Consider the following 24992-nt stretch of genomic DNA (forward strand, 5'->3'; position numbering starts at 1 on the left):
GTTAGGGTGGGTTTCCGTGGGTCGGCAGGCCCATCTAGTTATTCGCTAGAACAATTTTCACGCCCTGCCCGTCTTCACGGAGGTCGCCTGTGCGAAAGCACCCGCAATCCGCCACCAAGCACCTCTTCGTCAGCGGGGGCGTGGCTTCCTCGTTGGGCAAAGGGCTGACCGCCAGCAGCCTTGGTCAGCTACTGACGGCCCGCGGGTTGTACGTGACGATGCAAAAGCTCGATCCGTACCTCAACGTCGATCCGGGCACCATGAACCCCTTCCAGCACGGCGAGGTCTTCGTCACCGAGGACGGCGCCGAAACCGACCTCGACGTCGGCCATTACGAGCGGTTCCTGGATCGGGACCTGTCCGGGTCGGCGAATGTCACTACGGGGCAGGTCTATTCGACGGTCATCGCCAAGGAGCGGCGCGGCGAATACCTCGGCGACACCGTCCAGGTGATTCCGCACATCACCGACGAGATCAAAGCGCGCATCATGTCGATGGCCCAGCCCGACGCCCAGGGCAACCGGCCCGACGTGGTCATCACCGAGATCGGCGGCACCGTCGGCGACATCGAGTCGCAGCCCTTCCTGGAGGCCGCGCGGCAGGTCCGTCACGACGTCGGCCGGGAGAACGTCTTCTTCCTGCATGTCTCGTTGGTGCCCTACCTGGCCCCGTCGGGTGAGCTCAAGACCAAACCCACCCAGCACTCGGTGGCCGCGCTGCGCAGCATCGGTATCACCCCGGACGCGCTGATCCTGCGTTGCGACCGTCCCGTCCCCGAGGCGTTGAAGAACAAGATCGCGCTGATGTGCGACGTCGACATCGACGGCGTCATCTCCACGCCGGACGCGCCGTCGATCTATGACATTCCCAAGGTGCTGCACCGCGAAGAGCTCGACGCCTACGTGGTGCGCCGGCTGAGCCTGCCGTTCCGCGACGTGGACTGGACCGAGTGGGACGACCTGCTGCGCAGGGTGCACGAGCCGCACGAGACGGTGCGAATCGCCTTGGTGGGCAAGTACGTTGACCTGTCCGACGCCTACCTGTCGGTGACCGAGGCGCTGCGCGCCGGCGGGTTCAAGCACCACGCCAAGGTGGAGCTGGTGTGGGTGCCCTCCGACGACTGCGAGAGCGCGGCCGGTGCCGCGTCGGCGCTGGGCGACGTGCACGGCGTGCTGATCCCCGGCGGGTTCGGCATCCGCGGCATCGAGGGCAAGATCGGCGCCATCCAGTACGCCCGCACCCGGGGGCTGCCGGTGTTCGGCCTGTGCCTCGGCCTGCAGTGCATCGTGATCGAAGCCGCCCGCTCCGCCGGCCTGACCGAGGCCAACTCGGCCGAATTCGATCCCGAGACGCCCGATCCCGTCATCTCCACGATGGCCGACCAGGTCGACATCGTCGCCGGCGAGGCCGACCTGGGCGGCACCATGCGGCTGGGCGCCTACCCCGCGGTGCTGCAACCGGAATCGATTGTGGCCCAAGCCTATGGCGCCACCGAGGTGTCCGAGCGCCACCGGCACCGCTACGAGGTCAACAACGCCTACCGCGACAAGATCGCGGAGAGCGGCCTGAAGTTCTCCGGGACGTCTCCGGACGGCCACCTGGTCGAATTCGTCGAATACCCACCGGACGTGCACCCGTTCATCGTCGGCACCCAGGCTCACCCCGAGCTGAAGAGCCGGCCCACCCGGCCGCACCCGTTGTTCGTCGCATTCGTCGGCGCGGCCATTGACTACAAGGCGGGCGAGCTGCTGCCGGTGGAAATCCCGGAGCAGTCATCGAACGGCATCCAGCACCGGGACAGCGCTGCGCGGCCTATACCTGAGCCCGCGACCCGTGGCTGAGCACGTCTTCGAGACGGCGTCATCCGAAACGCTGTACACCGGAAAGATTTTCGCGTTGCGCAGCGACCGGGTGCGGATGCCGGGCGGCAAGGTGGTGACCCGGGAGATCGTCGAACATTACGGCGCGGTCGCCGTGGTCGCGATGGACGACGACGGCAACATCCCGATGGTCTACCAATACCGGCACGCCTTCGGCCGGCGGCTGTGGGAGTTGCCCGCCGGGCTGCTCGATGTCCCTGGCGAGGCGGCCCACCTCACCGCCGCTCGCGAGCTGATGGAAGAGGCGGGGCTGAAGGCCGAGACCTGGGCCGTGCTCGTCGACCTCGACTCCACGCCGGGCTTCAGCGATGAGTCGGTGCGTGTCTATCTGGCCACCGGCCTGACTCGGGTCGACCGGCCCGAGGCGCACGACGAAGAAGCCGACATGACAGTGGAGTGGTATCCGCTGGCCGACGCCGTCCGCAAGGTGCTCGGCGGTGACGTCGTCAATGCCATTGCGGTGGCGGGGATTTTGGCCGCCCACGCCGTGACGACAGGGTTCGCGCAGGCGCGTCCGGTGGACAGCCCGTGGCGGGACAAGCCGACGGCGTTCGTCGCGCGCAAGGCCGCGCAATGACAACGGCGGCGCTGGACACGCAGTTGCAGGGCTACCTTGACCATCTCACGATCGAGCGCGGCGTCGCCGCGAACACCCTGAGCTCGTACGGCCGCGACCTGCGCCGCTACACAAGACACTTGTCGGACCGTGGAATTCACGACCTGGCCAAGGTGGGCGAGAACGACGTGAGCGAGTTCCTGGTGGCGCTGCGCCGCGGCGATCCCGACACCGGCGTCGCCGCGCTGTCCGCGGTGTCGGCGGCGCGGGCGCTGATCGCGGTGCGTGGCCTGCATCGGTTCGCCGCCGCCGAGGGGCTGGCCGAACTCGACGTGGCGCGCGCGGTGCGCCCGCCGACGCCGGGCCGCCGGCTGCCCAAGAGCCTGACCATCGACCAGGTGCTGGCGCTGCTGGAGGGCGCCGGCGGCGAGAGCCCGGCCGACGGCCCGCTGACGCTGCGTAACCGGGCGCTGCTCGAACTCCTGTACTCCACCGGCGCACGCATCTCCGAAGCCGTCGGCCTGGACGTCGACGACGTCGACACGCACGCCCGGTCGGTGTTGTTGCGCGGCAAGGGCGGTAAGCAGCGGCTGGTGCCGATCGGGCGGCCGGCCGTCGCCGCGCTGGACTCCTATCTGGTGCGGGGCCGTGCGGAGCTGGCCCGCCGCGGGCGCGGGACGCCGGGCATCTTCCTCAATGTGCGCGGCGGGCGGCTGTCGCGGCAGAGCGCGTGGCAGGTCCTGCAGGACGCGGCCGCGCGCGCCGGCATCACCTCGGGGGTGTCGCCGCACATGCTGCGGCATTCCTTCGCCACCCACCTGCTGGAGGGCGGCGCCGACGTGCGGGTCGTGCAGGAGCTGCTCGGGCACGCCTCGGTGACGACGACGCAGATCTACACCATGGTCACCGTGCACGCGCTGCGCGAAGTGTGGGCCGAGGCCCACCCGCGGGCGCAGTAGTCGCCCCGCTCAGCCGCCCAGGTAGTCGGACTCCAGCACCAGGTCGGACAGCATCGTCTGGTACTCCACGTGCGTCTTGTGCTCGACCGTGCTGAACAGCTTGCCCTGCTGGCGGTGCATGTACTCGCGGTATTTCGGCGCGCCCGGCACCCGGACGTTGTCGGCGACCACGATCGAGCCCGGATGCAGCCAGCCGCGCTCCATGATGCTCTTCAGGTCGTCGAGGTAGGCGTCCTTGTCGTGGTCGAGGAACACGAAATCGAGTGTGCCTTCGGCGAATCCGTGCTCGGTGGCCAGCGCGTCCAGGGTGCGACCGCCGTCGCCGATGGTGCCGACCACGCACGTCACCCGGTCGGCGACGCCGGCGTGCGCCCAGATCTGGCGGGCGTTGGCGGCGTTGGCGTCGGCGAGTTCGACCGAGAACACCTTGGCCTTCGGGGCCGCCCGGGCGATGCGCAGGGCGCCATAGCCGCAGTAGGTGCCCAACTCGAGCGCGAGCGCCGGGTCGGCGCGCCGCACGGCGGCGTCGAGCAGCAGCCCCTTCTCGTCGCCGACGTTGATCAGCAGCGATTTCTCGTAGGCGAACTTGTCGATGGTGGCCAGCACGTCGTCGATGTCGCCGGCCCGCGCGTTCTGCAGCACGTACTCGACGGCGGCCGCCTCGCGCCCGTCACCGATCTGGCCCGTCGTGGTGATGTTCTGGGCGCCGGCGGCCATGCGCCAGACCGACCAACGCAGTAGAGGTATCCGTCGCTTCAGGTTCATAGACGCCACGATAGGCGGGTGGCGCCGCGGGCCCTTTGCGCTCGGAAATTGGTGCTGGTGTGACTGAAGTGAATAGGCTGTCGGGATGTGCGTTCTACCACCGATTTTTCCCCATATTGGCTGGTTAATTGCCTGCGGGTCGCCGAGTTTCGCGCGTCGAACCCGTTAGACTTTCCGACGATGTTCACCTCCCGAACACCCCCGCCATGACCGAGCAGCCGGACAACGGCGTCGAGCTCGGCCTGACCGGGCGGCCGCCGCGGGCGATCCCGGAGCCACAGCCGCGCACCTCGCACGGCCCGGCCAAAGTCGTCGCCATGTGCAACCAGAAGGGCGGCGTCGGGAAGACCACGTCGACCATCAACCTGGGTGCCGCGCTGGCCGAGTACGGCCGCCGCGTGCTGCTGGTGGACATGGACCCGCAGGGCGCGCTGTCCGCCGGCCTGGGCGTCCCGCACTACGAGCTGGAGAAGACGATCCACAACGTGCTGGTCGAGCCGCGGGTGTCGATCGACGACGTGCTGCTGCAGACCCGGGTCAAGCACATGGATCTGGTGCCCAGCAACATCGACCTGTCGGCCGCGGAGATCCAGCTGGTCAACGAGGTGGGGCGCGAGCAGACGCTGGGCCGCGCGCTGCACCCGGTGCTGGACCGCTACGACTACGTGCTGATCGACTGCCAGCCGTCGCTGGGGCTGCTCACCGTCAACGGCCTGGCCTGCGCCGACGGCGTGGTGATCCCGACCGAGTGCGAGTACTTCTCGCTGCGCGGGTTGGCGCTGCTGACCGATACCGTCGACAAGGTGCGCGACCGGCTGAACCCGAAGCTCGAGATCAGCGGGATCCTGCTCACCCGGTACGACCCGCGCACGGTCAACTCGCGCGAGGTGATGGCCCGGGTGGTGGAGCGGTTCGGCGACCTGGTCTTCGACACCGTGATCACCCGGACCGTCCGGTTCCCGGAGACCAGCGTGGCCGGCGAACCCATCACCACCTGGGCGCCGCGCTCCACCGGCGCCATCGCGTACCGCGCGCTGGCCCGCGAGTTCATCGACCGATTCGGCGCGTGAACGCGACCGAAACCGGTGAGGCGCCACAGCAGAACGGCTTTCAGGTCCGCCTGACCAATTTCGAGGGCCCGTTCGACCTGCTGTTGCAGCTGATCTTCGCCCATCGTCTCGACGTCACCGAGGTGGCGCTGCACCAGGTCACCGACGACTTCATCGCCTACACCCGCGAGATCGGGTCGCAGCTGGAGCTGGAGGAGACCACGGCGTTCCTGGTGGTCGCCGCGACCCTGCTGGACTTGAAGGCGGCCCGGCTGCTGCCGGCCGGACAGGTCGACGACGACGAAGACCTGGCGCTGCTGGAGGTGCGCGACCTGCTGTTCGCCCGGCTGCTGCAGTACCGCGCGTTCAAGCACGTCGCCGAGATGTTCGCCGAACTCGAGGCCACGGCGCTGCGCAGCTATCCGCGCGCGGTGTCGCTGGAGGACCGGTTCACCGAACTGCTGCCCGAGGTGATGATCGGCGTCGACGCCGAACGGTTCGCCCAGATCGCCGCGATCGCGTTCACCCCGCGCCCCGTCCCGACCGTGTCCGTCGGGCACCTGCACCAGGTCCAGGTCTCGGTTCCCGAGCAGGCCAAGAAGCTGCTGGCCATCCTGGAAGCGCGGGGCAGCGGCGCGTGGGCGACGTTCTCCGAACTGGTCGCCGACTGTGCGGCGTCGATGGAGGTGGTCGGGCGCTTCCTGGCGCTGCTCGAACTGTATCGGTCCCGGGCGGTAGCATTCGACCAGTCGGAGCCGCTTGGCGTGCTCCAAATCTCGTGGACCGGGGAGCGTCCGGCCAGTGAAGCCTTGGTAGAAGTGCGGGACGAATAGTGAGTGAAGAACTGCCCGAGATCGACCTGGATTCACCGATCCCGGACATCGCCGAGGCCGTGCCCATGGAGCCCGAGGAACTCGGTTGCGTGCTGGAGGCGCTGTTGCTGGTGGTGGACACCCCGGTGACCGCGGAGGCGCTGGCGTCGGCCACCCAGCAGCCGGTGTACCGCGTCGCCACCAAGCTGCAGGAGATGTCCGAGCAGCTCACCGAGCGTGACAGCGGCATCGACCTGCGGCAGAACAGCGAGGGCTGGCGGATGTACACCCGCGCCCGGTTCGCGCCCTATGTCGAGAAGCTGCTGCTGGACGGCGCGCGGTCCAAGCTGACCCGGGCGGCGCTGGAGACGCTGGCCGTGGTCGCCTACCGCCAGCCCGTGACACGCGCGCGGGTGAGCGCGGTGCGCGGTGTCAACGTCGACGCCGTGATGCGCACGCTGCTTGCGCGGGGCCTGATCACCGAAGCCGGAGTGGACGACGACACCGGCGCGGTGACGTTCGCCACCACCGACCTGTTCCTGGAGCGCCTGGGGCTGACGTCGCTGGCCGATCTTCCGGACATCGCGCCGCTGCTTCCCGACGTCGACACGATCGAGGACCTCAGCGAATCCCTGGACAGCGAGCCACGTTTCATCAAATTGTCCGGCGGTCAATCGTCCGACCAGTCGCTGACGTTCGACGTGGACCAGGATTGATGGAAGAAGCTCAGGGGATCCGGCTGCAAAAAGTGTTGTCCCAGGCCGGAATTGCATCGCGGCGGGCCGCCGAGAAGTTGATCATCGACGGCCGCGTCGAGGTGGACGGCCAGGTGGTGACCGAGTTGGGCACCCGCGTCGACCCGGACTCCGCGGTGATCCGCGTCGACGGCGCCCGGGTGGTGCTCGACGACTCGCAGGTGTATCTGGCCCTGAACAAGCCGCGCGGCGTGCACTCGACCATGTCCGACGACCGCGGCCGGCCGTGCATCGGCGATCTGGTCGAGCGCAAGGTTCGCGGCAACAAGAACCTGTTTCACGTCGGGCGGTTGGACGCCGACACCGAAGGGCTGATCCTGCTGACCAACGACGGCGAGCTCGCGCACCGGCTGATGCACCCCTCCCACGAGGTGCCCAAGACCTACCTGGCGACGGTGACCGGGTCGGTGCCGCGGGGGCTCGGCAAGAAGCTGCGCGCCGGCATCGAATTGGAGGACGGGGTGGCGCGGGTTGACGAGTTCGCGGTGGTGGACGCCATTCCGGGCAAGACGCTGGTGCGGGTGACGCTGCACGAGGGGCGCAATCGGATCGTGCGCCGGCTGCTGGCGGCCGCGGGATTCCCGGTGGAGTCGTTGGTGCGCACCGACATCGGGCCGGTCTCGCTGGGCAAGCAGCGGCCGGGCACCTTCCGGGCGCTGGCTCACCACGAGATCGGGCAGCTGTATAAGGCGGTGGGGCTGTGAGCGGCGTGGTGGTGGCCATCGACGGTCCGGCCGGCACCGGAAAGTCTTCGGTGTCAAAGGGATTGGCGCAGGCGCTCGGCGCACGCTACCTGGACACCGGCGGAATGTACCGGATGGTGACGCTGGCAGTGCTGCGCGCCGACATCGACCCGGCCGACGCCGAGGCCGTCGCGCACACGGCGGAAACGGTGCAGATGTCGATCGACTCTCACCCCGACGGCGACCGTTATTTCCTCTGTGGAGAGGATGTTTCGACGGAGATCCGTGGCGACCGGGTCACCGGCGCGGTGTCGGCGGTGTCCTCGGTTCCGGCGGTGCGCACCCGGCTCGTCGACCTGCAGCGCGAAATGGCCGAGGGTCCCGGGAGTGTCGTCGTCGAGGGCCGTGACATCGGCACCGTCGTGCTGCCCAACGCGCCGGTGAAGATCTTCCTGACCGCGTCGGCCGAGACCCGCGCGCGGCGGCGCAACGACCAGAACGTGGCGGCCGGGCTGGCCGACGACTACGAGGCGGTGCTGGCCGACGTCCGCCGCCGCGACCATCTCGACTCCACGCGGGCGGTGTCGCCGCTGCGGGCGGCACCGGACGCGGTGGTCGTCGACACCAGCGAGATGACCGAGGCCCAGGTGATCTCGCACCTGCGGGACCTGGTCAAGCAGCGAAGCGGGGCGGTGCGGTGAGTCAAGACGGCACGTGGAGCGACGAAAGCGACTGGGATTCAGTCGAATTCGGCCTGGACGAACAGGAGGACGCCGGACCTGCGCCCGTGGTGGCAGTGGTCGGCCGGCCCAACGTCGGCAAATCGACGCTGGTGAACCGGATCCTGGGCCGGCGGGAAGCGGTGGTGCAGGACATCCCGGGCGTCACCCGCGACCGGGTGTCCTACGACGCGCTGTGGACGGGCCGCCGGTTCGTCGTGCAGGACACCGGGGGATGGGAACCCGACGCCAAGGGGCTGCAGCAGCTGGTGGCCGATCAGGCCTCGGTGGCCATGCGCACCGCCGACGCGGTGATCCTGGTGGTCGATGCTGTCGTCGGCGCCACCACCGCCGACGAGGCCGCCGCCCGGATCCTGCTGCGGTCGGGCAAGCCGGTCTTCTTGGCGGCCAACAAGGTTGACAGCGACAAGGTCGAGGCGGACGCCGCGATGCTGTGGTCCCTGGGGCTCGGTGAGCCGTACGCGATCAGCGCGATGCACGGCCGCGGCGTGGCGGACCTGCTCGACGCGGTGCTGGCCGCGCTGCCCGAGGTCTCCGAGGTGGCGGCCACGTCCGGTGGTCCGCGGCGCGTGGCGCTGGTCGGCAAGCCCAACGTCGGCAAGAGCTCGCTGTTGAACAAGCTGGCCGGCGACCAGCGCTCGGTGGTGCACGACGTCGCCGGAACCACGGTGGACCCGGTGGACTCGCTGATCGAGCTGGGCGAGCGGGTGTGGCGGTTCGTCGACACCGCGGGGCTGCGGCGCAAGGTCGGTCAGGCCAGCGGGCACGAGTTCTACGCCTCGGTGCGCACGCACTCGGCCATCGATGCGGCCGAGGTGGTGATCGTGCTGATCGACGGGTCGGACCCGCTCACCGAACAGGACCAGCGGGTGTTGTCGATGGTCATCGAGGCCGGCCGCGCCCTGGTGCTGGCCTTCAACAAGTGGGATCTGGTCGACGAGGACCGCCGCGAGCTGCTGGAGCGCGAGATCGACCGCGAGCTGGTGCAGCTGCGGTGGGCGCCGCGCGTCAACATCTCCGCCAAGACCGGGCGGGCGCTGCAGAAGCTGGTGCCCGCGATGGAGACCGCGCTGGCGTCATGGGATGCGCGGATCCCGACCGGCCCGCTGAACTCGTGGCTCAAGGAGGTGGTGGCCGCCACGCCGCCGCCCGTGCGTGGGGGCAAGCAGCCGCGCATCCTGTTCGCCACCCAGGCCACCGCGCGGCCGCCGACCTTTGTGTTGTTCACCACCGGTTTCCTGGAGGCCGGGTATCGGCGGTTCCTGGAGCGACGGCTGCGCGAGACGTTCGGGTTCGAGGGCTCGCCGATCCGGATCAACGTGCGGGTGCGCGAAAAGCGGGGGGCCAGGCGGCGCTGAGGTTCTGCTTTCGGGACGCCGGCGGTCTGTCCCGCTCTCTCCAGACCAATAGGTGCTTCCCAAATCCGCTAGCACCGGCGCTAGCACGTTTGCGATTCACCTATTGGTCTTCGGTCGCCAGCCGGGGGAGGTCGCTTGGCGGGTCCGTCGCGCGTTTACGGTAGGCTTTCGACCTGCTGCCGGTGCACGCATCGGCGCGCGGGCTGTGGCGCAGTTTGGTAGCGCACTTGACTGGGGGTCAAGTGGTCGCAGGTTCAAATCCTGTCAGCCCGACACAGGTCAGAGGCGGTTTTACCGCCGCCGATGACGCGAAGATTTCCGGCGTACGCCCTTTAGTACGCCCACCAGGTCTAGACTGACCGGCATGGCGAAGCGTCGCGCCAACTCACAGGGCAACGTCTACCAGCGTCCGAATGGGCGTTGGGAGGCGCGGTTGCGCTACCGCGACCCCGACACCGGCGAGCAGAAGCGGGTCAGCGTCTACGGCGCCACCCAGAAGGCGGCGCTGGCCGAGCTGAAGAAGGTCCGCGACAGGATCGACGAGGGCCAGCCACCGCGGGACGCCACCACGACCGTGGCTGCGTGGATGTCCCACTGGCGGGCCACCACGCTCGCGGCGTCCGGCCGCAGCCAGGCAACCAAGGCGCTGTATGACAGCCTGAGCCGCAAGCACATCGAGGCGGCGCCGATCGGTCGCGTGCGGCTCGACCGGCTTCGGCCGTCCGACGTCGAGAAGCTAGTCCTCGACATGCGGGCACAGATGAAGCCAGGGGAGCGGACCGACGACAACCCCAACCCGGACCCGGTGCGGGCGCTGGCCGACTCGACGATCCGGTCGACGTACACCGTCCTCCGCGCCAGCCTAGACGGAGCGGTACGCGACGGCCTGCTGGGCAAGAACCCAGCGGCCGCCGTCAAACGCCCCGGGGTCGAGCGCACAGAGGCCCGACACCTCGACCGCGACGCCGTCATCAAACTGCTCGACGCCGCGAAGGCGTCGCGGTACCACCCGGCGCTGGTGCTGATCGCGTCGACCGGGATGCGTCGCGGAGAGGCCGCGGCGCTGCGGTGGGAGCACGTCGACCTCAAGACCGGCGCGCTACGGGTCGCAGCGACCGTGGCGCGCGTGGACGGCAAGCTGGTCACCACGCCGCCCAAGACGGAACGCTCGAGGCGACAGATACCGCTGTCGGCCCCGGTGGTCGAAATGCTTCGCGCGCACCGCGCCCGGCAGAAGCGGGAGCGGCTGCAGGCCGGCGACCAATGGCGTGAAAGCGATTTGGTGTTCCCGACCGAGTTTGGTACGCAGGTCGACCCGCGCAACCTGCTACGGGTGATCCAGGCCGCGGCGAAAAAGGCTGGGCTGCAAGATGTCTACGTTCACACGCTGCGCCACAGCGCTGCATCGGCGTGGCTCGAAGGTGGTGTGCACATCAAGGCGGTCGCCGATCTGCTCGGGCACAGCTCCATCTCGATCACAGGCGACATTTACGGCCACGCTGAGGACGCAACCGCACGCGCGGCCGTGGACAGTTTGGCCAATTCGCTGGGTTTGTGACCGACGTTACATAACGCCAGCAAACCGCAAAACCACCGGCCAGCGCCGGTTCGACATATGTAGACATGTGCGCGCATATGCGAGCACATGCGCATCTTTCGCATTCGCCGAACGTGTAGAGCGCTCTGCAAACGTTTGGGGTGCAACGACCCCCACAAAATCGATTCGCATCGTCCGCGTGTGTAAGCCTTTATCGCAGAAGCCGCCCAATAACGGCGGTTAACGCAAAGCGAAGGACCACCACATGACCACCCAGCAACTTGTACCGATCGGCATGACCCGCACCGAAGGCGTCCGCGCCGCACTCGGCGGCATCAGCCGGCCGACCGTCTACCAACTGATCAAACGCGGCGAGCTCGTCCACGTGAACATCGGCCGCCGCGGATTCGTCACAGCCGCCAGCATCGACGCCTACATCGAAAGGCTCACCGCGGCAACCCAACCGGCCGGCGCCGCCTAAACACGCCGCTGCGTCAACAACTTCCCGAACACGGACCCCGGCTGCAACCCACGTCCACAGGGGAGACCTAACAGTGACAACCGCAAAATGCGAAAGGCCCGGCCGCCGAAACGAACCGGGCCTCCCACCAGAGGAGACATACCCGCACCACCAGGTAAATCCACCGCCGATTCTACCAGGTTGTGCCCGCGGTTACACCGCGGATGCCCGCTGGCGCAGCAACTTTGAACGCATGGCCAAGCGCGCGGAGAGCGATTCCGACTTCTACGCCATCGCCGGCGGCAACGTCCAACACCGCGCCGACCAGATCAAGCGAGGCCAACCATGACCGTGCCCGAACAACGCACTGCGTGCACGCTCTGCTGGCTCGGCGGCAGCCCATGCCGCGAACACGCGACACCCACACCGCGGCCAGCCAAGCCGCCGGCGGAGGTTGAGCATTCGTATAGCGGGCCGCTTGGCGACGACCCGTACGCCAACAAGGCGCTCGAGCGCCTGGCCGGCGAAGTCGCCGCAACACCCGAAGGCGCACGCAACCACACCCTCAACGTGAACGCGCTACGCGCCTACCGAGTAGCCGACGCCCGCCACGTTGATCGCCAGATCGTGACCGACGCAATGGAAGACGCCGCCCGGGCCTGCGGGCTGCCTAGCAACGAGATCGAGGCAACGCTGAAATCAGCGCAAGCCGGCGCCGACAAACACGGACCCGCCGACATAGACGACACCTGGGCACCCGGCAACGGCAACACCGACGCCGGCCACCTCGACCTAATTGACAACGGGCCGCCGGCGCTGGCCGCGCGACTACTCACACGCACTGCGCTGCGCAATCTGCCCGACCCCGAACCGCTCATCGACAACACGCTCGACCAAGGCACCGTTGCGCTGCTCTACGGCAAGTGGGGAACCTGCAAATCGTTCATCGCGTACGACTGGGCGGCGTCCGTTGCCACCGCCCGCGCATGGCAAGGCCGCGCAACCCGGAAGCGCCGCGCGCTGTACGTCGCAGCCGAAGGCGCGTACGGATTCAAAGCGCGGGCCGCCGCATGGGAAGCCGGTTGGCACACCACTATCGACGACGACAACCTCGAATTGTTGCCCCTCCCTATCAACCTGACACGCCCGGCCGACGTCCGCGAGCTCGGCGCGCTCATCAAGTGGGGCGGCTACGGATTCATCGTCTTGGACACGTTGGCGCGCTGCATGGTCGGCGCCGACGAAAACAGCGCCAAAGACTGCGGCGAGGTCGTCGACTCGCTCACCCGTCTGCGGGAAGCCACGCCCGACGGCCGCGGCGTCGTCCTCGGCGTCCACCACACCGGCAAGGACGGCAAAACGTTCCGCGGCTCGTCAGTGTTCGAGGCGGGCGCCGACACCGTATACGCGGTCAACGCGGACTGCGGCATGATCAGCCTCGAGCGCGAGAAGCGTAAGGACGGGCCAGAAGCCGACCATCACGAGCTGCGGCTCGAGCTGATCGAGGGCACCGGATCCGGCGTGATTTCTATTCACCGATTGGGTGGACAAACGGATCGCGCAGACCGGCTGATGTCCACCTTTGTCCACCATTTCGGCCAAACTGGAGCAACCAAAGCTGACCTACGCGCCGTGGCCGACATGCCTAGCGCCACGTTCCACCGCGCAGTAAATGACCTGCTGAAACAGGGCGCTCTGGCCAACACGGGCACCGAGAAGCGCCCATTCCTGAAGGTCGCCAGCGAATGAGCGTGTCCACCTTGTCCACCCTTGTCCACCCCGACTTGGACATGTCCATCCACCTGGGGGGGTCTATAGCCCCCCAGGGTGGACAGACAACGGGTGGACAGATCAGCACAAGGAGGCTGACGGCATGAACGCGAGAGGAGCCCCGACGCCGGCCGAACTGGCTCGGCCGGAAACGTCCAAGCAACGCCGCGAACGCCGCGCCGACGCACGGCAACCCGGTGGGCGTGTGGCACGCCGACCTGCCGAACGCCCCGTGGAATGTTGGCCGGCCTGACCGAGGCGAGGCCGCGCCGTGAACCGCGCTGTCACGGTGGTGATCCCGCCGGCCGCACGGGCGAACGCGGCGAAAACCCACTGCGCGCCGGCCGGCCATTCGCTCAACGACTGCCTGGTATGGCAGGACCGCCGCGGCAGATGGCATCGACGCTGCAGGCATTGCCAGCGGGCCGCGAACGCGGCCGGCTATCGACGACGGCGGGAACGTCTCGCCGCCCAAACGAAAGGAAACCCCCAACCATGACTGGCCAACCCGAGGCATACCCCGACCGCGACATCAGCGAGCTCCGCGACGTCCTCGCCGAAGCCCGCGCGCACCGGGCGCCGAAAGACGCTGCGCCGCGCGTCATCCCACCCGAGGGACTGCCGCCGATACCGGCCGGCCCGGCCGAGATAACCCACACCGAGGTGTGGGTCGACGCCGAAACGGGCGTGCCCGTGGCAGTCGACCAGTACACCCGAACCGATTGGGTGGCCGCCCCGATCACCCGAGAAGCACTGAAAGCGAGAGGAATCCACCTGCGATGACCACCGAAGCAGCCACCGCCGCCGAAAGCACCGCCCCGCCGCCCACGTCAACGGACACGGTTGAAAACCCCACCGCTGGCCCCGATACCCCAGAAGAACGGGAGAACGGCATTCCGGCCGACGACGGCGAACAGGACAGCCGCCCGCGTGGCCGGGCCGCTGTCTACCGCGAGCGTGCACAAGCAGCCGAAGCGCGAGCCAGCGAGCTCGAACAACAGATAGCCGGCCATGCGGCGACCATCGAACGGCTACAACGCCTACACGTCGACGCCGCAATCGAACGCGCCGGCGTGAAACCCGCTGCCGTCCACGCCATCACCGACCTCGCCGGCCTGCTCGGCGACGACGGGCTTCCCGACCCCGCCAAGATCACCGAGGCCGTCAACACGGCGAAGGAAACGCTTGGCATCCAACGGCCGACCGTGAACCGGCAGATGGGGATGCGCAGCGGCGCTGGCGTGTCACCGCCACGAAAAGACAACTGGGCGGCCGCTTTCGCCCCGCGCGACGAATAAGCGGCACCAGGCCCGGCACGGTACGCTTTAGGGGACGCGCGCACCGGCGCCCGAGCAGACCGTCGCCCGGCCGGAACCGTAGCGGATACCCATCCCCGTAAATTCGGCGCGCGCTCAACATATTTGGGTCACGCGCCCGACTCGAAAGAGTGAACCATGACTGTCCAACGCACAACCGACACCGCCTTCGGGTGGCATCCCGACGAGGTAACCTTCGCCGCCGACGACGTGGTGCCCCAGGCGCTCGTGCTGCAAACCTCGACCGTTTCCGGTGAAATCGACGGCGACCAGCCCGCCCTGCACGTCGCGTTCGTGACCGACGCCGGCCAGACCGGCGACGGCGCCAAGTACGTCGCCGAGGGCGCCACCATCGACGACGAGGAAGCCGGCCTCGACGAGGTCTTGGTGCACACCAAGAAGATCGCCCGCCTGGCCACCCTCTCCAACGAGCAATTCCGGCAGGCCCCGACCGCGGCGCGCGTCGCAGCGTCGTTCGCCCGCGACCTGGTCCGCAAAGCCGACGCCAGCTTCCTGGGCGACGCGGCTAACCCGACCGGGCTGCTACACGCGACCGGAGTCACCGACGCCTCGGCGCCCGTCGACAAGTCGCTCGATGTCCTGGTCGACTTGCTGGCCGAGCTCGAGGTCCAGGGCGCCACACCTTCCGCGATCGTGCTGGATCCGTTGAGCTGGGCCGCGTTCCGCAAGTTGAAGGTTGCCGAGACCTACAACGAGAGCCTGCTGGGCGCTGGCACGACCGACGCCGCGCCGATGCTGCTCAGCCTGCCGGTGCTGCGCTCCCGGTTCATCCCCGAGCACAGCGGCCTCGTAGTGGACCGCACCGCGATCGCCAGCGCCGTTGGCCCGGTTCGGGTTTCGCAGTCCGAGCACGCCGCGTTCAAGGCCGACGCCACCGTGGTCAAGGCCACCTGGCGTATCGGCTGGAACCTGGTTCGCCCCGAGCGGATCGGCCGCTTCACCGTCGGCGACATCAGCGGCAGCTAGAACGTGGGCACGGGCGCCGGGCTGCTCACATAACCCTGGCCGGCGGCAGCGCCGGCGCCCGTATCCGCCACAACCCCCGCGGGGTCCGCGTCCTTTCATCCTTTCAACGCGGACCCCCGCGGGGGCCACCAACCCCACCCACCCCACCGGAACGGACCCCCACCCGTGGACACCGCCACAGACCACACACGTCGCACGCCAGAGAACAGGCTGCGCGCCGCCATCACCGAACAGTTCGGCCGCTACTGCGTCTTCTGCGGCAACGGCGAACGCTATTTGAAGATGGACCGCCTCTCGCGCAGACGCCCCGAAAGCATCACCAATTGCGTGCTGATCTGCGAGGAATGCGCAGAACATCACAACCCTGAATTATTCGCGCCGCGTGAGAGGTTCGCCGGCCGCCGAGACAGGTGGAGTCGGCGATGACGTCGGGCTGGACGCGCAACCCGTGCATCGCCGAGCTGCCGCGCCACTCGCTGCGCCCCGTCAACACCACGCAGGTCGACAAGGACGTCCCGACCCTGCAAGGCGACAGGGATAACCTGCTCGAGAACGTCGAGACACCCTGCGCCCTTGCCATGACCGGCGCACGCGGAACCCGAGCCAGGGGAACCGTAGCCTCGCCCCGCGCCGGCCGTCGCCCACCTGTCGGCCGTGCATCCGTCGGCCGCTTCTGGCTGGCGCGGCGGCCGCGGCCGCGTCCGGCGTGTGGTCGCCGGCGGTTGCGCCAAGGGTGGGGGAGTGCCCCCAGTCGGCGCCGCCCCGCCCCGGGCCGTACATAGCGCCAGACAGTTTCTAAGTTGAACGGCCCACCGCTGGGCCACGACCGAAAGGAGCAGGCACATGTCTGCTGGTGACGATTTGCGCGCCGGGCTGGACGCGGCGCTCGCGCGTGAGGCCAAAGCACTAGGCCGCACCGAACTGGTGTGGGACGAGCGCGAAGCGTTCCACGTCGATGCGGCGTGCGCGGCCGCCGACAGCGCCGAAATTCTGGCCGCCCGCATCGAGGCCGCCGCAACCGACCCGGGCACGTCGCACTCCGACCTGGTGCGGCTGCTCGCCGAGCGGCGCCAACAGCTCGCGAAAGCCGCGGAGCACCTCCGCTGGCTGTCCCTGCCGCACGCGCTGTCGGCGGCCAGCGATCCCCAAAAGGCCAGCGCTGGTGTCGGTTCCGGCCGGTCTCGGCGCACCGGCCGGCCGGGGGCTGGCTGATGCCTATGCTGCCGGCGGCCGAGCAGGCCGCGAACAGTTTGCGTGACGCGCTGGTCCGTCGTGGCTACGCACCGGGCGCGGATGGCGTGTTGCGGGTGCCGCTGTGGGAGCTGCCGAACGTAGAGGGCGTGCTGCTCGCGTTGAGTGATCCGCGGTCGCGGATGGTTGAGCTTTCGCCGGGGGAAGACCATGTCATCCCGGAGGCCGCGTACCGGCGGTTGGTGGAGCCACCGCCGGTCGATCCGCTCGCCGAGTACCGGGACTTGTGATGCTGCGCTGCTGGTGGTTTCTGCGCCGGCTGCCGGGCCGGCTGGCCGAGATCGAGCGCCGCGTCGCCGATCTCGAGGCTGGGCGGCCGCGGATCGTGCGCGTGGGCGGCGAGCGGACAGCTGGCGACGTTGGCTCTAGCAGTCGCCTACTGATTCGATGACTTTCTTCAACGGCGGCGCCGGCCGTGCCTCGGTGTCATAGCCAGGATTGTCGGAAGCCCACGCGATCTTGGAACAGTAACCCGGGCCGGTTGGCTCGCCCGCGGGCCAAGTATCAACGGTGGGCTTGCATTGCGAGAGGTCCGCGTCACCTACTGTGAAAGCGCTGTCGGGGATGCGTGGCCGACGTTCCCAGATAATCAGGTCCCGGGTGGTCGGCATGTCGCACGGACCCGTTATGGGAATCGGGTTAGAAGTGGGCGTGCTCGCATCGCTTGGCACCGCTGGCATGAACGGCAACACACACATTGCAAACGCGGCAGTCGATGCGATTGTCACTCGGCCCACGGCGTCCCCGTCCCCTTGTTGTTGTTTGGCGTGCAAAAGCGTAATTCCTCAGCGAGCCAGGCGAAGTGGAAATGGTGTTCTTCGATGGGCTCGAGGTCCGGGGCGACGAAACTCATTTAGCCGGCCAGTAGGAGTAACACGGTGCCCGCTATCGTCAGCGCGACGCCAAGCAGGGCTATGGCCGTCTGGCGCCGCGTCGCGGCCCGCTGCTCTGCCCCGTAGGCGCTGATTGCCTGCTTGATTGCCTCCGCGTTGCGTTTGGAATCGTCTGCTCGTTCGTTGGCCGTCTTGTTGGCGAGTTCGTCGATCGCGCGCTCGATGCGTGCCAGTTGGTCGGCGTCAGTGCCGATGCGTGGTGTGAGCATTCGAGCGGTCGCCGTCATCGTGGGCGCAACTATCGTGTGGGCCTCAGCGGTGTGGTGCACTGGCCGGCCGAAGCGCGCCCACCGCCTGGCTTTCGCGCCGAGGTTGCGCAGCGATGCGCGCCACTTCTGCAGTGTGTCGGAGTTCTGGTGCCACATCACCAACAGACTGCAGGCCGTCACGATCGTGCCCAGGAGCACGAGCACGTTGCCTGCCGTGGCCATGCGCAACCCTAGCGTGAGCTGCGGCAACAATCCGAGGCCGCGCGCGGCAAAATCTTCAGCCGCCTTGCACGGCGGACATCTGCTCAGGGCAGTACGTGTTGATCGCGACGCCGAGGAACTCGCCCGCTTTGTATTCGGTGGTGTTCGCCCAGTTGGCCAGCCACGCGCCTTCGTCCGCGGTCTGCTGGGCTGGTGTCTCGTCGCTGTCGCCCCGGCGCAGGTCGCCGCAGAAGGTTTTGGCTTGGCTCAGCGCCACGCCTTTGGTGACCTTCGGTCCCATTTCGAAGGTTTGCACGATCGCCCAAAAATTGTCGTCGGTGTCGTCGGCGCGGGCCGGGGCGGCGAGTGTTATCGCGGCTGCGGCCGCGACTACGGTCAGGACGATAGGTCTTGCGCGCATCGGTCAATTGTTTCTTATGACATGTGTCGTCCGCGGCGATTTGTTCTATCCGTCTGGCTTGAATATCGACGCGGGCGCGCTCGCCTGGCGCGGCCTGGCCGGCGTTGCGCACGTCGGTGCCGGTGCGCGTCCCCAAGTGGGGGAAGGCTGCGGGCCGGTGATTGTGAAAGTAGGCGTGGAAGTTCTACCTGTTCGTGACGGCGTCTAGCTCATGGGCCAGTAGACAGGCCACGGTAGCGAGGCGACGCAGGTCGACCGGGTCCTGCAGTTTGACGAGCGACGCGCTGTCGCCGTGGCCGTCGATGTTGATCTCGGCGTCGTGCGTGATCGCGCCGTCGGTGTCGATGTAGTGCCAGAGCTCGCCGATTACGCGGCCGGCGATGATTGCCGCGGCGACGCCGCACCAGCCGCGGCCCGGCTCGATGTCGGCCGGGTCCGGCGGGGCGTGGCGGATGATCGTGATGGGCGGGGTAGCGGTGGTCGTCATGGGGCCGACGGTAGCTCCATAGGTGGGGCTTGGCAGGTAGTTGATTTACGTCAAACACTGTTTGATCCGTACGCCCTTTTGTACGCCCTTTGGGCGATGAGAGCGGATGTAAGCCGGCGGCAATAGCCGGTTTGAGCTGGTAAAATTACCATACGGCAACACGCATTTACGCAGAAAACATATCTGGGGGTCAAGTGGTCGCAGGTTCAAATCCTGTCAGCCCGACCAGAGTTGTTGTAGCCCATAGCACTATTACTTCGGCCACGCGCTGAGTGTTGCGGGTGGAACCGCTGGCCAGTCGCGGTCATGGTGGAACCGGCGTCGCCAGCAAGTCCTCAGATATGCGCCAGCCCCCCGGCCTATCGGCAAACGGGGGGCTGGTCGTTGTCTTTCTTAGCGCTGCGGCGCCGGAGGTGCCGGCTGCTGCTGCTGGTGCTGGTCGTGGTGCTCCACAGCTTTATGGATGTCGTGACCAACGACCGCATCCGTGATGATCCCGGCGTTAGCCGCCGGGGCCAAGCCCATCAGCAGCCCCGTGGCGACTGTGGCCGATATCAGAATCTTTTTCTTCATCGGTGTGTGTTTCCTTCCTGTAGTGGGTCGGCGCTTTGCGCTTTCCCGGCTCGGGTCTGGGACACGGCTCCAGGGTTACCAGTCACCCCCCTTTCCGCACCCATTGTGGGGAACCCCACATCGCTTGGGCGGCACTTCGTGGCCGCATAACTGCAGTTCAGGCCCTGGAGGGGGTGGGCAAATCCCGGGAGGGGCCCTTCGGATTCGAGGGCAACCAGTCGCAGGTTCGATCCTGTCGGCCCGCCCAGGGTTAGAACGCCGCAGGAGGCGGTGGCCCCCTCGCCCGCAACCACCCGGCGCGATGAGAGCATGGCCTCCGATGACCACGCACACCTGCATGGGCTGCGGCCTGGAAACCCGCTACTCCTATTGGCGCAACTGCACTGGGTGCGGCTTGGAGACCCGCAGCCCATACGACGAAGCCTGGCCGGATCGGTATCAGCAGGCCGCGGAAGCATTCGCGGCGCTCGCGGGAATCGTCCCTCTGATCGAGAAGCATCCGACGGCCGCGTTGGCGTTGCTGGTGCCGGGCTCGCTGCTGGCCATGGCCGCGGTCGCGGCGTACCCACTGGTGTTCGTGCCGCTGCTGGTCCTGCTCGCCGTGGCAATGGTGGCGGCCGTCCGGTACGAGGACGGCCGCACCCCCTTGAAGTAGCGGGCGTGGCTACGGCTGGAAGGCCGGAAGAACGAAGCCGGAGTCGCGGATCTCCCAGATGCTGGTCTTGCTGATGCCGTCGAAGTTGATCTTGTCCAACGTGGCCCGCGAATACGTGAGGTCGATGGCCACCTGGGTCGAGGTGTTGCCGTACGGGTCGGTCATCGGGAAGCTGCCCTGCACGTTCACCGCGGACGCGTCGGGATAGGTCGCTCTTGCGTACTTGAGGATGTCGATGGTGTCCAGCCGGGCGCCGTCCCTGATCAGCTGCTCGGTGTAGTTGTCGCGAATGGCGAATCGGGCGTCGACCACGTCGCCGTTCGGGCCCGGCGCCGTGGAGAAGGTGACGCCCTCGGGTTTCTTGGGGCCGGCCGGTGTCGACGGCGCCGGCTCGGTCGGTCCCGCGGCGACCGAACTGCTCGATGGGGTCGAGTGGCTGGCCTTCCTGGGGTCGAAGATCCAGCTTTTGCCCACGATGATCAGGAGGACGAGGACGCACAGGGCCGACACCGCCAGGACCGCCTTTCCGGACAGGCCCTTCTTCGGCGGCTCCGCGGAGAACGCCCACTCGCTGGTCCAGCTGGTGCCGTCGAAGTACCGCTGCAGCCCGTGACCAACGGCGGGGTCGGGGTACCAGCCCGGCGCCGATTTCGGCGGGGGCGGCGCCTGTTCAGACGGCATCTACCCATTTTCGCCGTGCCGTCGCCATCCCGCCTTCGCGCCCATGGTCCGCCGGACCGGGGCGGCCACCCTTGGGCTCGTCGTCGTCCCGCTCTGATTGCTTGGCCATCGCAACCTCCTTCGTCGACCGACGGACTATCCGCGGCGTGCAATCCGAAGACCCCGGGGACCGCAATCAGCCGCTCCGCCAAGCGTAGGCGCTGCACGGGTATGAGGGCGGCGGGCGCGTAACGCGCCGGCGATGTGAACTCGAGATGGCACCCGCGTGACGGTTCGGCGTTCGGCGCGTCGACGCGTCCGGTGCGGGCTATGAATCTAAACGTGAGCACCCACCACGTGAACCTGACCCCGCAGGAGAGCTCGTTGATCGGCGAGAGCCATCCCGAGGCTCTCACGCGCATGGATGAGAAGTCGCTCAAGGACTTACAGAGCAGGCTTCGGCAAGCGCGCGAGAAGAACTTCAGCCTGTTGCGGCGTCAGGGCGCGGCTCGGGTGGCGGCCGAAGGCGCCCGCGGCTCCGCCCAGCCGGCCAACGAGAAGCGCGGCGAAAAGCTGGAGATCTTCGACGAGGCACTGGCCCGGGTCGGCGAGCGCCTCGGCGCCGTCGGCGGCACCGAGTAGCAGCGAGCACTACACAATTTCGTGTCCGAAGGGGTAGGACTACGAGTGTGATGAACCCGCAGGATCTGGCCCGTGAGCTCAACCACCCCGGCGCGCAGAAGCTGCTGGCGGGCTCCATGGCGCGGCTCGCCTACAACGGACACGATGGCTTTCCGCGCGTCGTCCCGGTCGGGTTCTACTGGACCGGCGACCGCATCGTTGTATCGACGGCCCCGACCTCGCCGAAGGCGCAAGCGCTTTCGTCACGTCCGCAAGTCGCGGTGACGATCGACACCGGCTCCACGCCGGAAGAGGCGAGGGCCCTGCTGGTGCGTGGCCTCGCCACGCTGGAAACGGTCGACGGCGTCACCGAGGAGTACCTCGCGGCAGCGAGAAGCTCACTGGCCGAACCCCAACTCGCCGAGTTCGAACGCAACGTGCAATCGACGTACAAGCAGATGGTGCGCATCTCGATCGAGCCGAAATGGGCGCGGTTTTACGACTTCGGCGCCGGCCGGCTACCGGCCTTTCTCGCGAAACTCGTCAACGACGGCTAGCCCCAAACCCCTTGCGTTACGGCGCTTTCCGGAGATCGGCGAGCGAGTTTCGCAGCCCACCGTCCATCCGGATCTGCACGGCGGCGACGACCGCCATGATCGCGGCGGTCACCAGGTGCACCACCGCGTCGACCGTGTTGTTGGGAAAGGTGAACACGAACGCGACCTGATGCGAGAAGAAGGCCCAAATGCCCGGCAGCGCACCGGCTATCGCGGCCAGCAGCAGGTACAACACCGACCACGACTTGCGAATGGCGAAGACCAGCCCCGGCGCGAACAGCGCCAAGCCGGCGACGGCGTGCCAGCCGTTGTAGTCCATGCCGAGCAGCTGCACGGTCGGCGCGTCGGGCCCGGTCGCGAAGCTGGGATTGAGGATGAACCCGATCACCGCCTGGACGACATGGAAAACGCAGATGATCAGCAGCCCGACCTGGGCGAAGCTCCACCTCACAGTGCACCCCCTTGTGCGTGGCGAGATGGCCCGAATACTACGCTCGGTAGTAGATCGGGGTCAACGAAACGCCACAAGCTAGGTGGTGCCGTCGCGTTCGATCCACCGGGTGAGCGCGTCTTCGAGCGCGGTCGCGACGTCCACACCGGCGCTGACGGCGGCCTGCTCAAAACGCTCGACCAGGTCGGTGCGGACCGCGGCGCCCATCCTGGAGAACGGTGGTTTCGGCTTCGGCGGCAGCTCGACGGGCACGTGCCGCGCGACGGACGCATCGATGATGTCGCGAAGCGCGGGTATCTCGTCGAGCAACGCGGCGAGATCGTCGCGTTCGATCCGCAATAACTCGGCCGGCCCCATCGTCGTCACGGTCGCGGAACGCAGTCTGCCGCGGTGCAGCGCCGATTCGCCGATCACCTCGCCCGGCCCCAGCGCCGCGACGCGGTCCCGGCCGATGTACACGCCGACCTCCCCGCTGAGCAGGATGTAGCAGGAGTCCGACGGGGTCTGCTCGTGAATCAGCGGCAACGCCGCCGACGTCGTGGCGCGATGAGCCACTCGGGCCAGACGCTGCAGTTGGGCGTCCGAGAAGTTCCCGAACGTGGCGTACTCGCGTAGCCGCCGAGCGTCTTGCTCATACTGCTTCTCGTCGGCCTTCATAGCGGACTCCTGACGTGCGATGCGCCGCTGACATCGATGAGCGTAACGCCGATTTACGACGGGCCGCCGGCGAAACTTACTTTCGGCCGGGAAGCTTCGATACCGTCCGCACGATGGGCAGCAGCGACTTCTGCCAGAGTTTGCCCGGAATGCCAAGGGGCGGATCGAGATTGAACACGCGTGCGGTCGCGATCGTCTGCGATTCGGTGTACTTCAGCAGGCCCTCGGGACCGTGCCTGCGACCGACGCCGGACTGGCCCATGCCGCCCATCGGCGCGCTGAGGCTGCCCCACGCGAACGCGTAGCCCTCGTTGACATTGACCGTCCCCGACCGCAACCGCGCGGCGACCCGCTCGCCCTCGGCCGAGGATCCTGCCCATACGCTGGCGTTGAGCCCGTACTCGGTGTCGTTGGCCTTCTCGACGGCCTCCTCCACGTCGGCGACGGGATAGATCGAGACAACCGGCCCGAACGTCTCGTTGGCCGCGCACTCCATCTCCTGCGTGACGTCGGTCAGCACCGTCGGCTCGTAGAACAGTGGCCCGACGTCGGGCCGGGCCTTACCGCCCGCAATCACCTTGGCGCCCTTGGCTTTCGCGTCGTCGACGTGGTCTGTCACGGTGTCGAGCTGACCCGCGGAGATCAGGCTGCCCATGTCGACCGAGAAGTCATATGCTGTGCCCAGCTTCATGTTTCGGACGGCGGCACCGAACTTGCCGATGAAATCGTCGGCGATGTCCTTCTCCACGTAGATCCGCTCGATGGAGATGCACAGCTGGCCCGCGTTCGAGAAGCACGCGCGGGTGGCCGCCTTGGCGGCCTTGTCCAGGTTGGCCCCCCGCGTCACGATCATCGCGTTCTTGCCGCCGAGTTCGGCCGAGAAACCGATCAGCCGGCGGCCCGCGTGTTCGGCGAGCTGCCTGCCGGTGGCGGTCGAACCGGTGAACATCAAGTAGTCGCAGTTGTCGATGATCGCGGTGCCGACCACCGAGCCCGGTCCGGGCACGATCGCGTACAGCGCCCGCGGCAGGCCGGCCTCATAGAGCAGCTCGGCGCACGCGAGCGCGCAGTACGGGGTCTGGCTGTCCGGCTTGAGCACCACCGCGTTGCCCGCCAGCAGCGCCGGCACCGAGTCGGACACCGTCAGCGTCATGGGGTAGTTCCACGGCGAAATCACCCCGACCACACCCTTGGGCTGGTAAGCGACCGTGGTCTTGCCGATCCCGGGCAGCAGCGCGGGCACCGTGTGGGGCTTGAGCAGGTCCGCGGCCACGCCGGCGTAGTAGTTCGCGTTGGCCATCAGGTCGATGATTTCCTCCTGCGCCGCCCAGCGGGCCTTGCCGGCCTCGGCCTGCAGGAGGTCCATCAGGAACTCGCGGTTCTTCACGACGAGGTCGCGGTACCGGGCGATGATGGCGACGCGCTCGGTGACCGGGCGGTTCGCCCAGGCGGCCTGGGCCGCGCGCGCCTCGGCGAACGCGGCCTCGACGTCTTCGGCCGTGCCGATCGGGATGGTGGTCAAAGGCCTGCCCGTGAACACCTCGTCGATCGTCTTTGTCTGGCGTGCGGTGATGTCCTTGATCGCGGCGAGCTGGCGCAAACGGTCGAAGACCTCGGCTGACGGTGCGGGCATGTCATCACCTCTCGAACGGCGTACAAAACACCAGACTATTGGCTCTGAGCGATCGGGCCCGCCGGTGGCCGTGTCCGGTGGCGACGGGATGGGCGA

The 24992-nt window shown here is 67.8% G+C and carries 30 protein-coding genes and 1 tRNA gene; 22 read left to right on the forward strand and 9 right to left on the reverse strand.

Annotation, left to right across the window (positions count from 1 at the left end):
- Positions 1 to 89 precede the first annotated feature (89 nt).
- Genes pyrG through xerD form a run of 3 tightly spaced genes read left to right on the forward strand, consistent with a single transcriptional unit; the run spans position 90 to position 3395 of the window.
- On the forward strand, positions 90 to 1841 hold the full coding sequence (gene pyrG, locus B9D87_RS04485; RefSeq protein ID WP_007775946.1) for a CTP synthase: 1752 nt from the start codon (positions 90 to 92) through the stop codon (positions 1839 to 1841).
- On the forward strand, positions 1834 to 2457 hold the full coding sequence (locus tag B9D87_RS04490; RefSeq protein WP_007775945.1) for an NUDIX domain-containing protein: 624 nt from the start codon (positions 1834 to 1836) through the stop codon (positions 2455 to 2457). The genes pyrG and B9D87_RS04490 overlap by 8 nt, the downstream gene beginning before the upstream one ends.
- Entirely contained in the window at positions 2454 to 3395 is a 942-nt protein-coding gene (gene xerD, locus B9D87_RS04495; protein WP_007775943.1) for a site-specific tyrosine recombinase XerD, read from the forward strand. The genes B9D87_RS04490 and xerD overlap by 4 nt, the downstream gene beginning before the upstream one ends.
- A 9-nt stretch (positions 3396 to 3404) precedes the next feature.
- Here the strand turns inward: xerD and B9D87_RS04500 are convergent, their stop codons facing one another.
- Positions 3405 to 4160 carry an O-methyltransferase gene (locus B9D87_RS04500; protein WP_040631791.1) on the reverse strand — a complete coding sequence of 252 codons (756 nt, stop codon included), beginning with the start codon at positions 4158 to 4160 and terminating at the stop codon, positions 3405 to 3407.
- Between the two features lie 206 nt (positions 4161 to 4366).
- On the opposite strand from B9D87_RS04500, the gene B9D87_RS04505 reads away from it, so the two are divergent.
- From B9D87_RS04505 to B9D87_RS04575, 16 genes are all read left to right on the forward strand, one after another.
- Entirely contained in the window at positions 4367 to 5230 is an 864-nt protein-coding gene (locus tag B9D87_RS04505; protein WP_007775939.1) for a ParA family protein, read from the forward strand.
- Complete coding sequence (locus B9D87_RS04510; protein ID WP_007775937.1) at positions 5227 to 6042, forward strand: segregation/condensation protein A; 816 nt, start codon at positions 5227 to 5229, stop codon at positions 6040 to 6042. Before B9D87_RS04505 ends, B9D87_RS04510 begins: the two co-directional genes overlap by 4 nt.
- Complete coding sequence (gene scpB / locus B9D87_RS04515; RefSeq protein WP_007775935.1) at positions 6042 to 6737, forward strand: SMC-Scp complex subunit ScpB; 696 nt, start codon at positions 6042 to 6044, stop codon at positions 6735 to 6737. Before B9D87_RS04510 ends, scpB begins: the two co-directional genes overlap by 1 nt.
- Positions 6737 to 7480 (forward strand): pseudouridine synthase, encoded by a 744-nt coding sequence (locus tag B9D87_RS04520; protein ID WP_007775933.1) that lies wholly within the window; start codon positions 6737 to 6739, stop codon positions 7478 to 7480. Before scpB ends, B9D87_RS04520 begins: the two co-directional genes overlap by 1 nt.
- Positions 7477 to 8160, forward strand: a complete 684-nt coding sequence (gene cmk / locus B9D87_RS04525; RefSeq protein ID WP_007775931.1) for a (d)CMP kinase — start codon at positions 7477 to 7479, stop codon at positions 8158 to 8160. The genes B9D87_RS04520 and cmk overlap by 4 nt, the downstream gene beginning before the upstream one ends.
- Positions 8157 to 9557: a ribosome biogenesis GTPase Der gene (der, locus tag B9D87_RS04530; RefSeq protein WP_007775927.1), complete on the forward strand. Its 1401-nt coding sequence runs from the start codon at positions 8157 to 8159 to the stop codon at positions 9555 to 9557. Before cmk ends, der begins: the two co-directional genes overlap by 4 nt.
- A gap of 199 nt (positions 9558 to 9756) precedes the next feature.
- Positions 9757 to 9830 (forward strand) — tRNA-Pro (locus tag B9D87_RS04535).
- Between the two features lie 91 nt (positions 9831 to 9921).
- The gene (locus B9D87_RS04540) at positions 9922 to 11115 is read left to right on the forward strand and encodes a tyrosine-type recombinase/integrase (RefSeq protein WP_007775925.1); all 1194 of its coding nucleotides are present in this window, start codon (positions 9922 to 9924) and stop codon (positions 11113 to 11115) included.
- Between the two features lie 244 nt (positions 11116 to 11359).
- Positions 11360 to 11575: a helix-turn-helix domain-containing protein gene (locus tag B9D87_RS04545; RefSeq protein WP_007775923.1), complete on the forward strand. Its 216-nt coding sequence runs from the start codon at positions 11360 to 11362 to the stop codon at positions 11573 to 11575.
- Between the two features lie 324 nt (positions 11576 to 11899).
- Positions 11900 to 13303 carry an AAA family ATPase gene (locus tag B9D87_RS04550; protein WP_007775921.1) on the forward strand — a complete coding sequence of 468 codons (1404 nt, stop codon included), beginning with the start codon at positions 11900 to 11902 and terminating at the stop codon, positions 13301 to 13303.
- Between the two features lie 516 nt (positions 13304 to 13819).
- Complete coding sequence (locus B9D87_RS04555; protein WP_007775919.1) at positions 13820 to 14107, forward strand: hypothetical protein; 288 nt, start codon at positions 13820 to 13822, stop codon at positions 14105 to 14107.
- On the forward strand, positions 14104 to 14622 hold the full coding sequence (locus tag B9D87_RS04560; protein ID WP_007775918.1) for a hypothetical protein: 519 nt from the start codon (positions 14104 to 14106) through the stop codon (positions 14620 to 14622). Before B9D87_RS04555 ends, B9D87_RS04560 begins: the two co-directional genes overlap by 4 nt.
- Before the next feature lie 156 nt (positions 14623 to 14778).
- Complete coding sequence (locus tag B9D87_RS04565; RefSeq protein WP_007775915.1) at positions 14779 to 15627, forward strand: phage major capsid protein; 849 nt, start codon at positions 14779 to 14781, stop codon at positions 15625 to 15627.
- 165 nt (positions 15628 to 15792) lie between these two features.
- Positions 15793 to 16053, forward strand: a complete 261-nt coding sequence (locus tag B9D87_RS26820; RefSeq protein ID WP_148664683.1) for a hypothetical protein — start codon at positions 15793 to 15795, stop codon at positions 16051 to 16053.
- Positions 16054 to 16470: 417 nt separating this feature from the next.
- On the forward strand, positions 16471 to 16839 hold the full coding sequence (locus tag B9D87_RS04570) for a hypothetical protein (RefSeq protein WP_007775912.1): 369 nt from the start codon (positions 16471 to 16473) through the stop codon (positions 16837 to 16839).
- Positions 16839 to 17108: a hypothetical protein gene (locus tag B9D87_RS04575; RefSeq protein ID WP_148664684.1), complete on the forward strand. Its 270-nt coding sequence runs from the start codon at positions 16839 to 16841 to the stop codon at positions 17106 to 17108. The genes B9D87_RS04570 and B9D87_RS04575 overlap by 1 nt, the downstream gene beginning before the upstream one ends.
- A gap of 623 nt (positions 17109 to 17731) precedes the next feature.
- Here B9D87_RS04575 and B9D87_RS04580 read toward each other — a convergent pair.
- From B9D87_RS04580 to B9D87_RS04595, 4 genes are all read right to left on the reverse strand, one after another.
- Complete coding sequence (locus B9D87_RS04580; RefSeq protein ID WP_007775909.1) at positions 17732 to 18202, reverse strand: hypothetical protein; 471 nt, start codon at positions 18200 to 18202, stop codon at positions 17732 to 17734.
- 55 nt (positions 18203 to 18257) lie between these two features.
- Complete coding sequence (locus B9D87_RS04585) at positions 18258 to 18602, reverse strand: DUF732 domain-containing protein (protein ID WP_007775907.1); 345 nt, start codon at positions 18600 to 18602, stop codon at positions 18258 to 18260.
- Positions 18603 to 18786: 184 nt separating this feature from the next.
- Entirely contained in the window at positions 18787 to 19089 is a 303-nt protein-coding gene (locus tag B9D87_RS04590) for a hypothetical protein (RefSeq protein WP_007775905.1), read from the reverse strand.
- A 393-nt stretch (positions 19090 to 19482) separates the two neighbouring features.
- A complete protein-coding gene (locus B9D87_RS04595; RefSeq protein ID WP_040631789.1) occupies positions 19483 to 19662 on the reverse strand; it encodes a hypothetical protein in 180 nt (59 codons plus the stop codon).
- 319 nt (positions 19663 to 19981) lie between these two features.
- On the opposite strand from B9D87_RS04595, the gene B9D87_RS04600 reads away from it, so the two are divergent.
- Positions 19982 to 20317, forward strand: coding sequence for a hypothetical protein (locus B9D87_RS04600; RefSeq protein WP_007775902.1), 336 nt, complete (start codon positions 19982 to 19984; stop codon positions 20315 to 20317).
- A 9-nt stretch (positions 20318 to 20326) separates the two neighbouring features.
- On the opposite strand, the gene B9D87_RS04605 is transcribed toward B9D87_RS04600, so the two are convergent.
- Positions 20327 to 20998, reverse strand: coding sequence for a DUF2510 domain-containing protein (locus B9D87_RS04605; protein WP_007775900.1), 672 nt, complete (start codon positions 20996 to 20998; stop codon positions 20327 to 20329).
- 321 nt (positions 20999 to 21319) lie between these two features.
- On the opposite strand from B9D87_RS04605, the gene B9D87_RS04610 reads away from it, so the two are divergent.
- Positions 21320 to 21619: a hypothetical protein gene (locus tag B9D87_RS04610; RefSeq protein WP_007775898.1), complete on the forward strand. Its 300-nt coding sequence runs from the start codon at positions 21320 to 21322 to the stop codon at positions 21617 to 21619.
- Positions 21620 to 21669: 50 nt separating this feature from the next.
- Positions 21670 to 22155: a pyridoxamine 5'-phosphate oxidase family protein gene (locus B9D87_RS04615; protein ID WP_007775895.1), complete on the forward strand. Its 486-nt coding sequence runs from the start codon at positions 21670 to 21672 to the stop codon at positions 22153 to 22155.
- Between the two features lie 16 nt (positions 22156 to 22171).
- Here the strand turns inward: B9D87_RS04615 and B9D87_RS04620 are convergent, their stop codons facing one another.
- The 3 genes from B9D87_RS04620 to B9D87_RS04630 form a co-directional block, all read right to left on the reverse strand.
- Complete coding sequence (locus B9D87_RS04620) at positions 22172 to 22606, reverse strand: DUF4383 domain-containing protein (RefSeq protein ID WP_007775892.1); 435 nt, start codon at positions 22604 to 22606, stop codon at positions 22172 to 22174.
- Between the two features lie 78 nt (positions 22607 to 22684).
- Positions 22685 to 23263: a cyclic nucleotide-binding domain-containing protein gene (locus B9D87_RS04625; protein WP_007775886.1), complete on the reverse strand. Its 579-nt coding sequence runs from the start codon at positions 23261 to 23263 to the stop codon at positions 22685 to 22687.
- Between the two features lie 76 nt (positions 23264 to 23339).
- A complete protein-coding gene (locus tag B9D87_RS04630) occupies positions 23340 to 24896 on the reverse strand; it encodes a succinic semialdehyde dehydrogenase (protein WP_007775883.1) in 1557 nt (518 codons plus the stop codon).
- Positions 24897 to 24992: the final 96 nt, after the last annotated feature.

The sequence above is a fragment of the Mycobacterium colombiense CECT 3035 genome (assembly GCF_002105755.1).
Classification (GTDB): Bacteria; Actinomycetota; Actinomycetes; order Mycobacteriales; family Mycobacteriaceae; genus Mycobacterium; species Mycobacterium colombiense.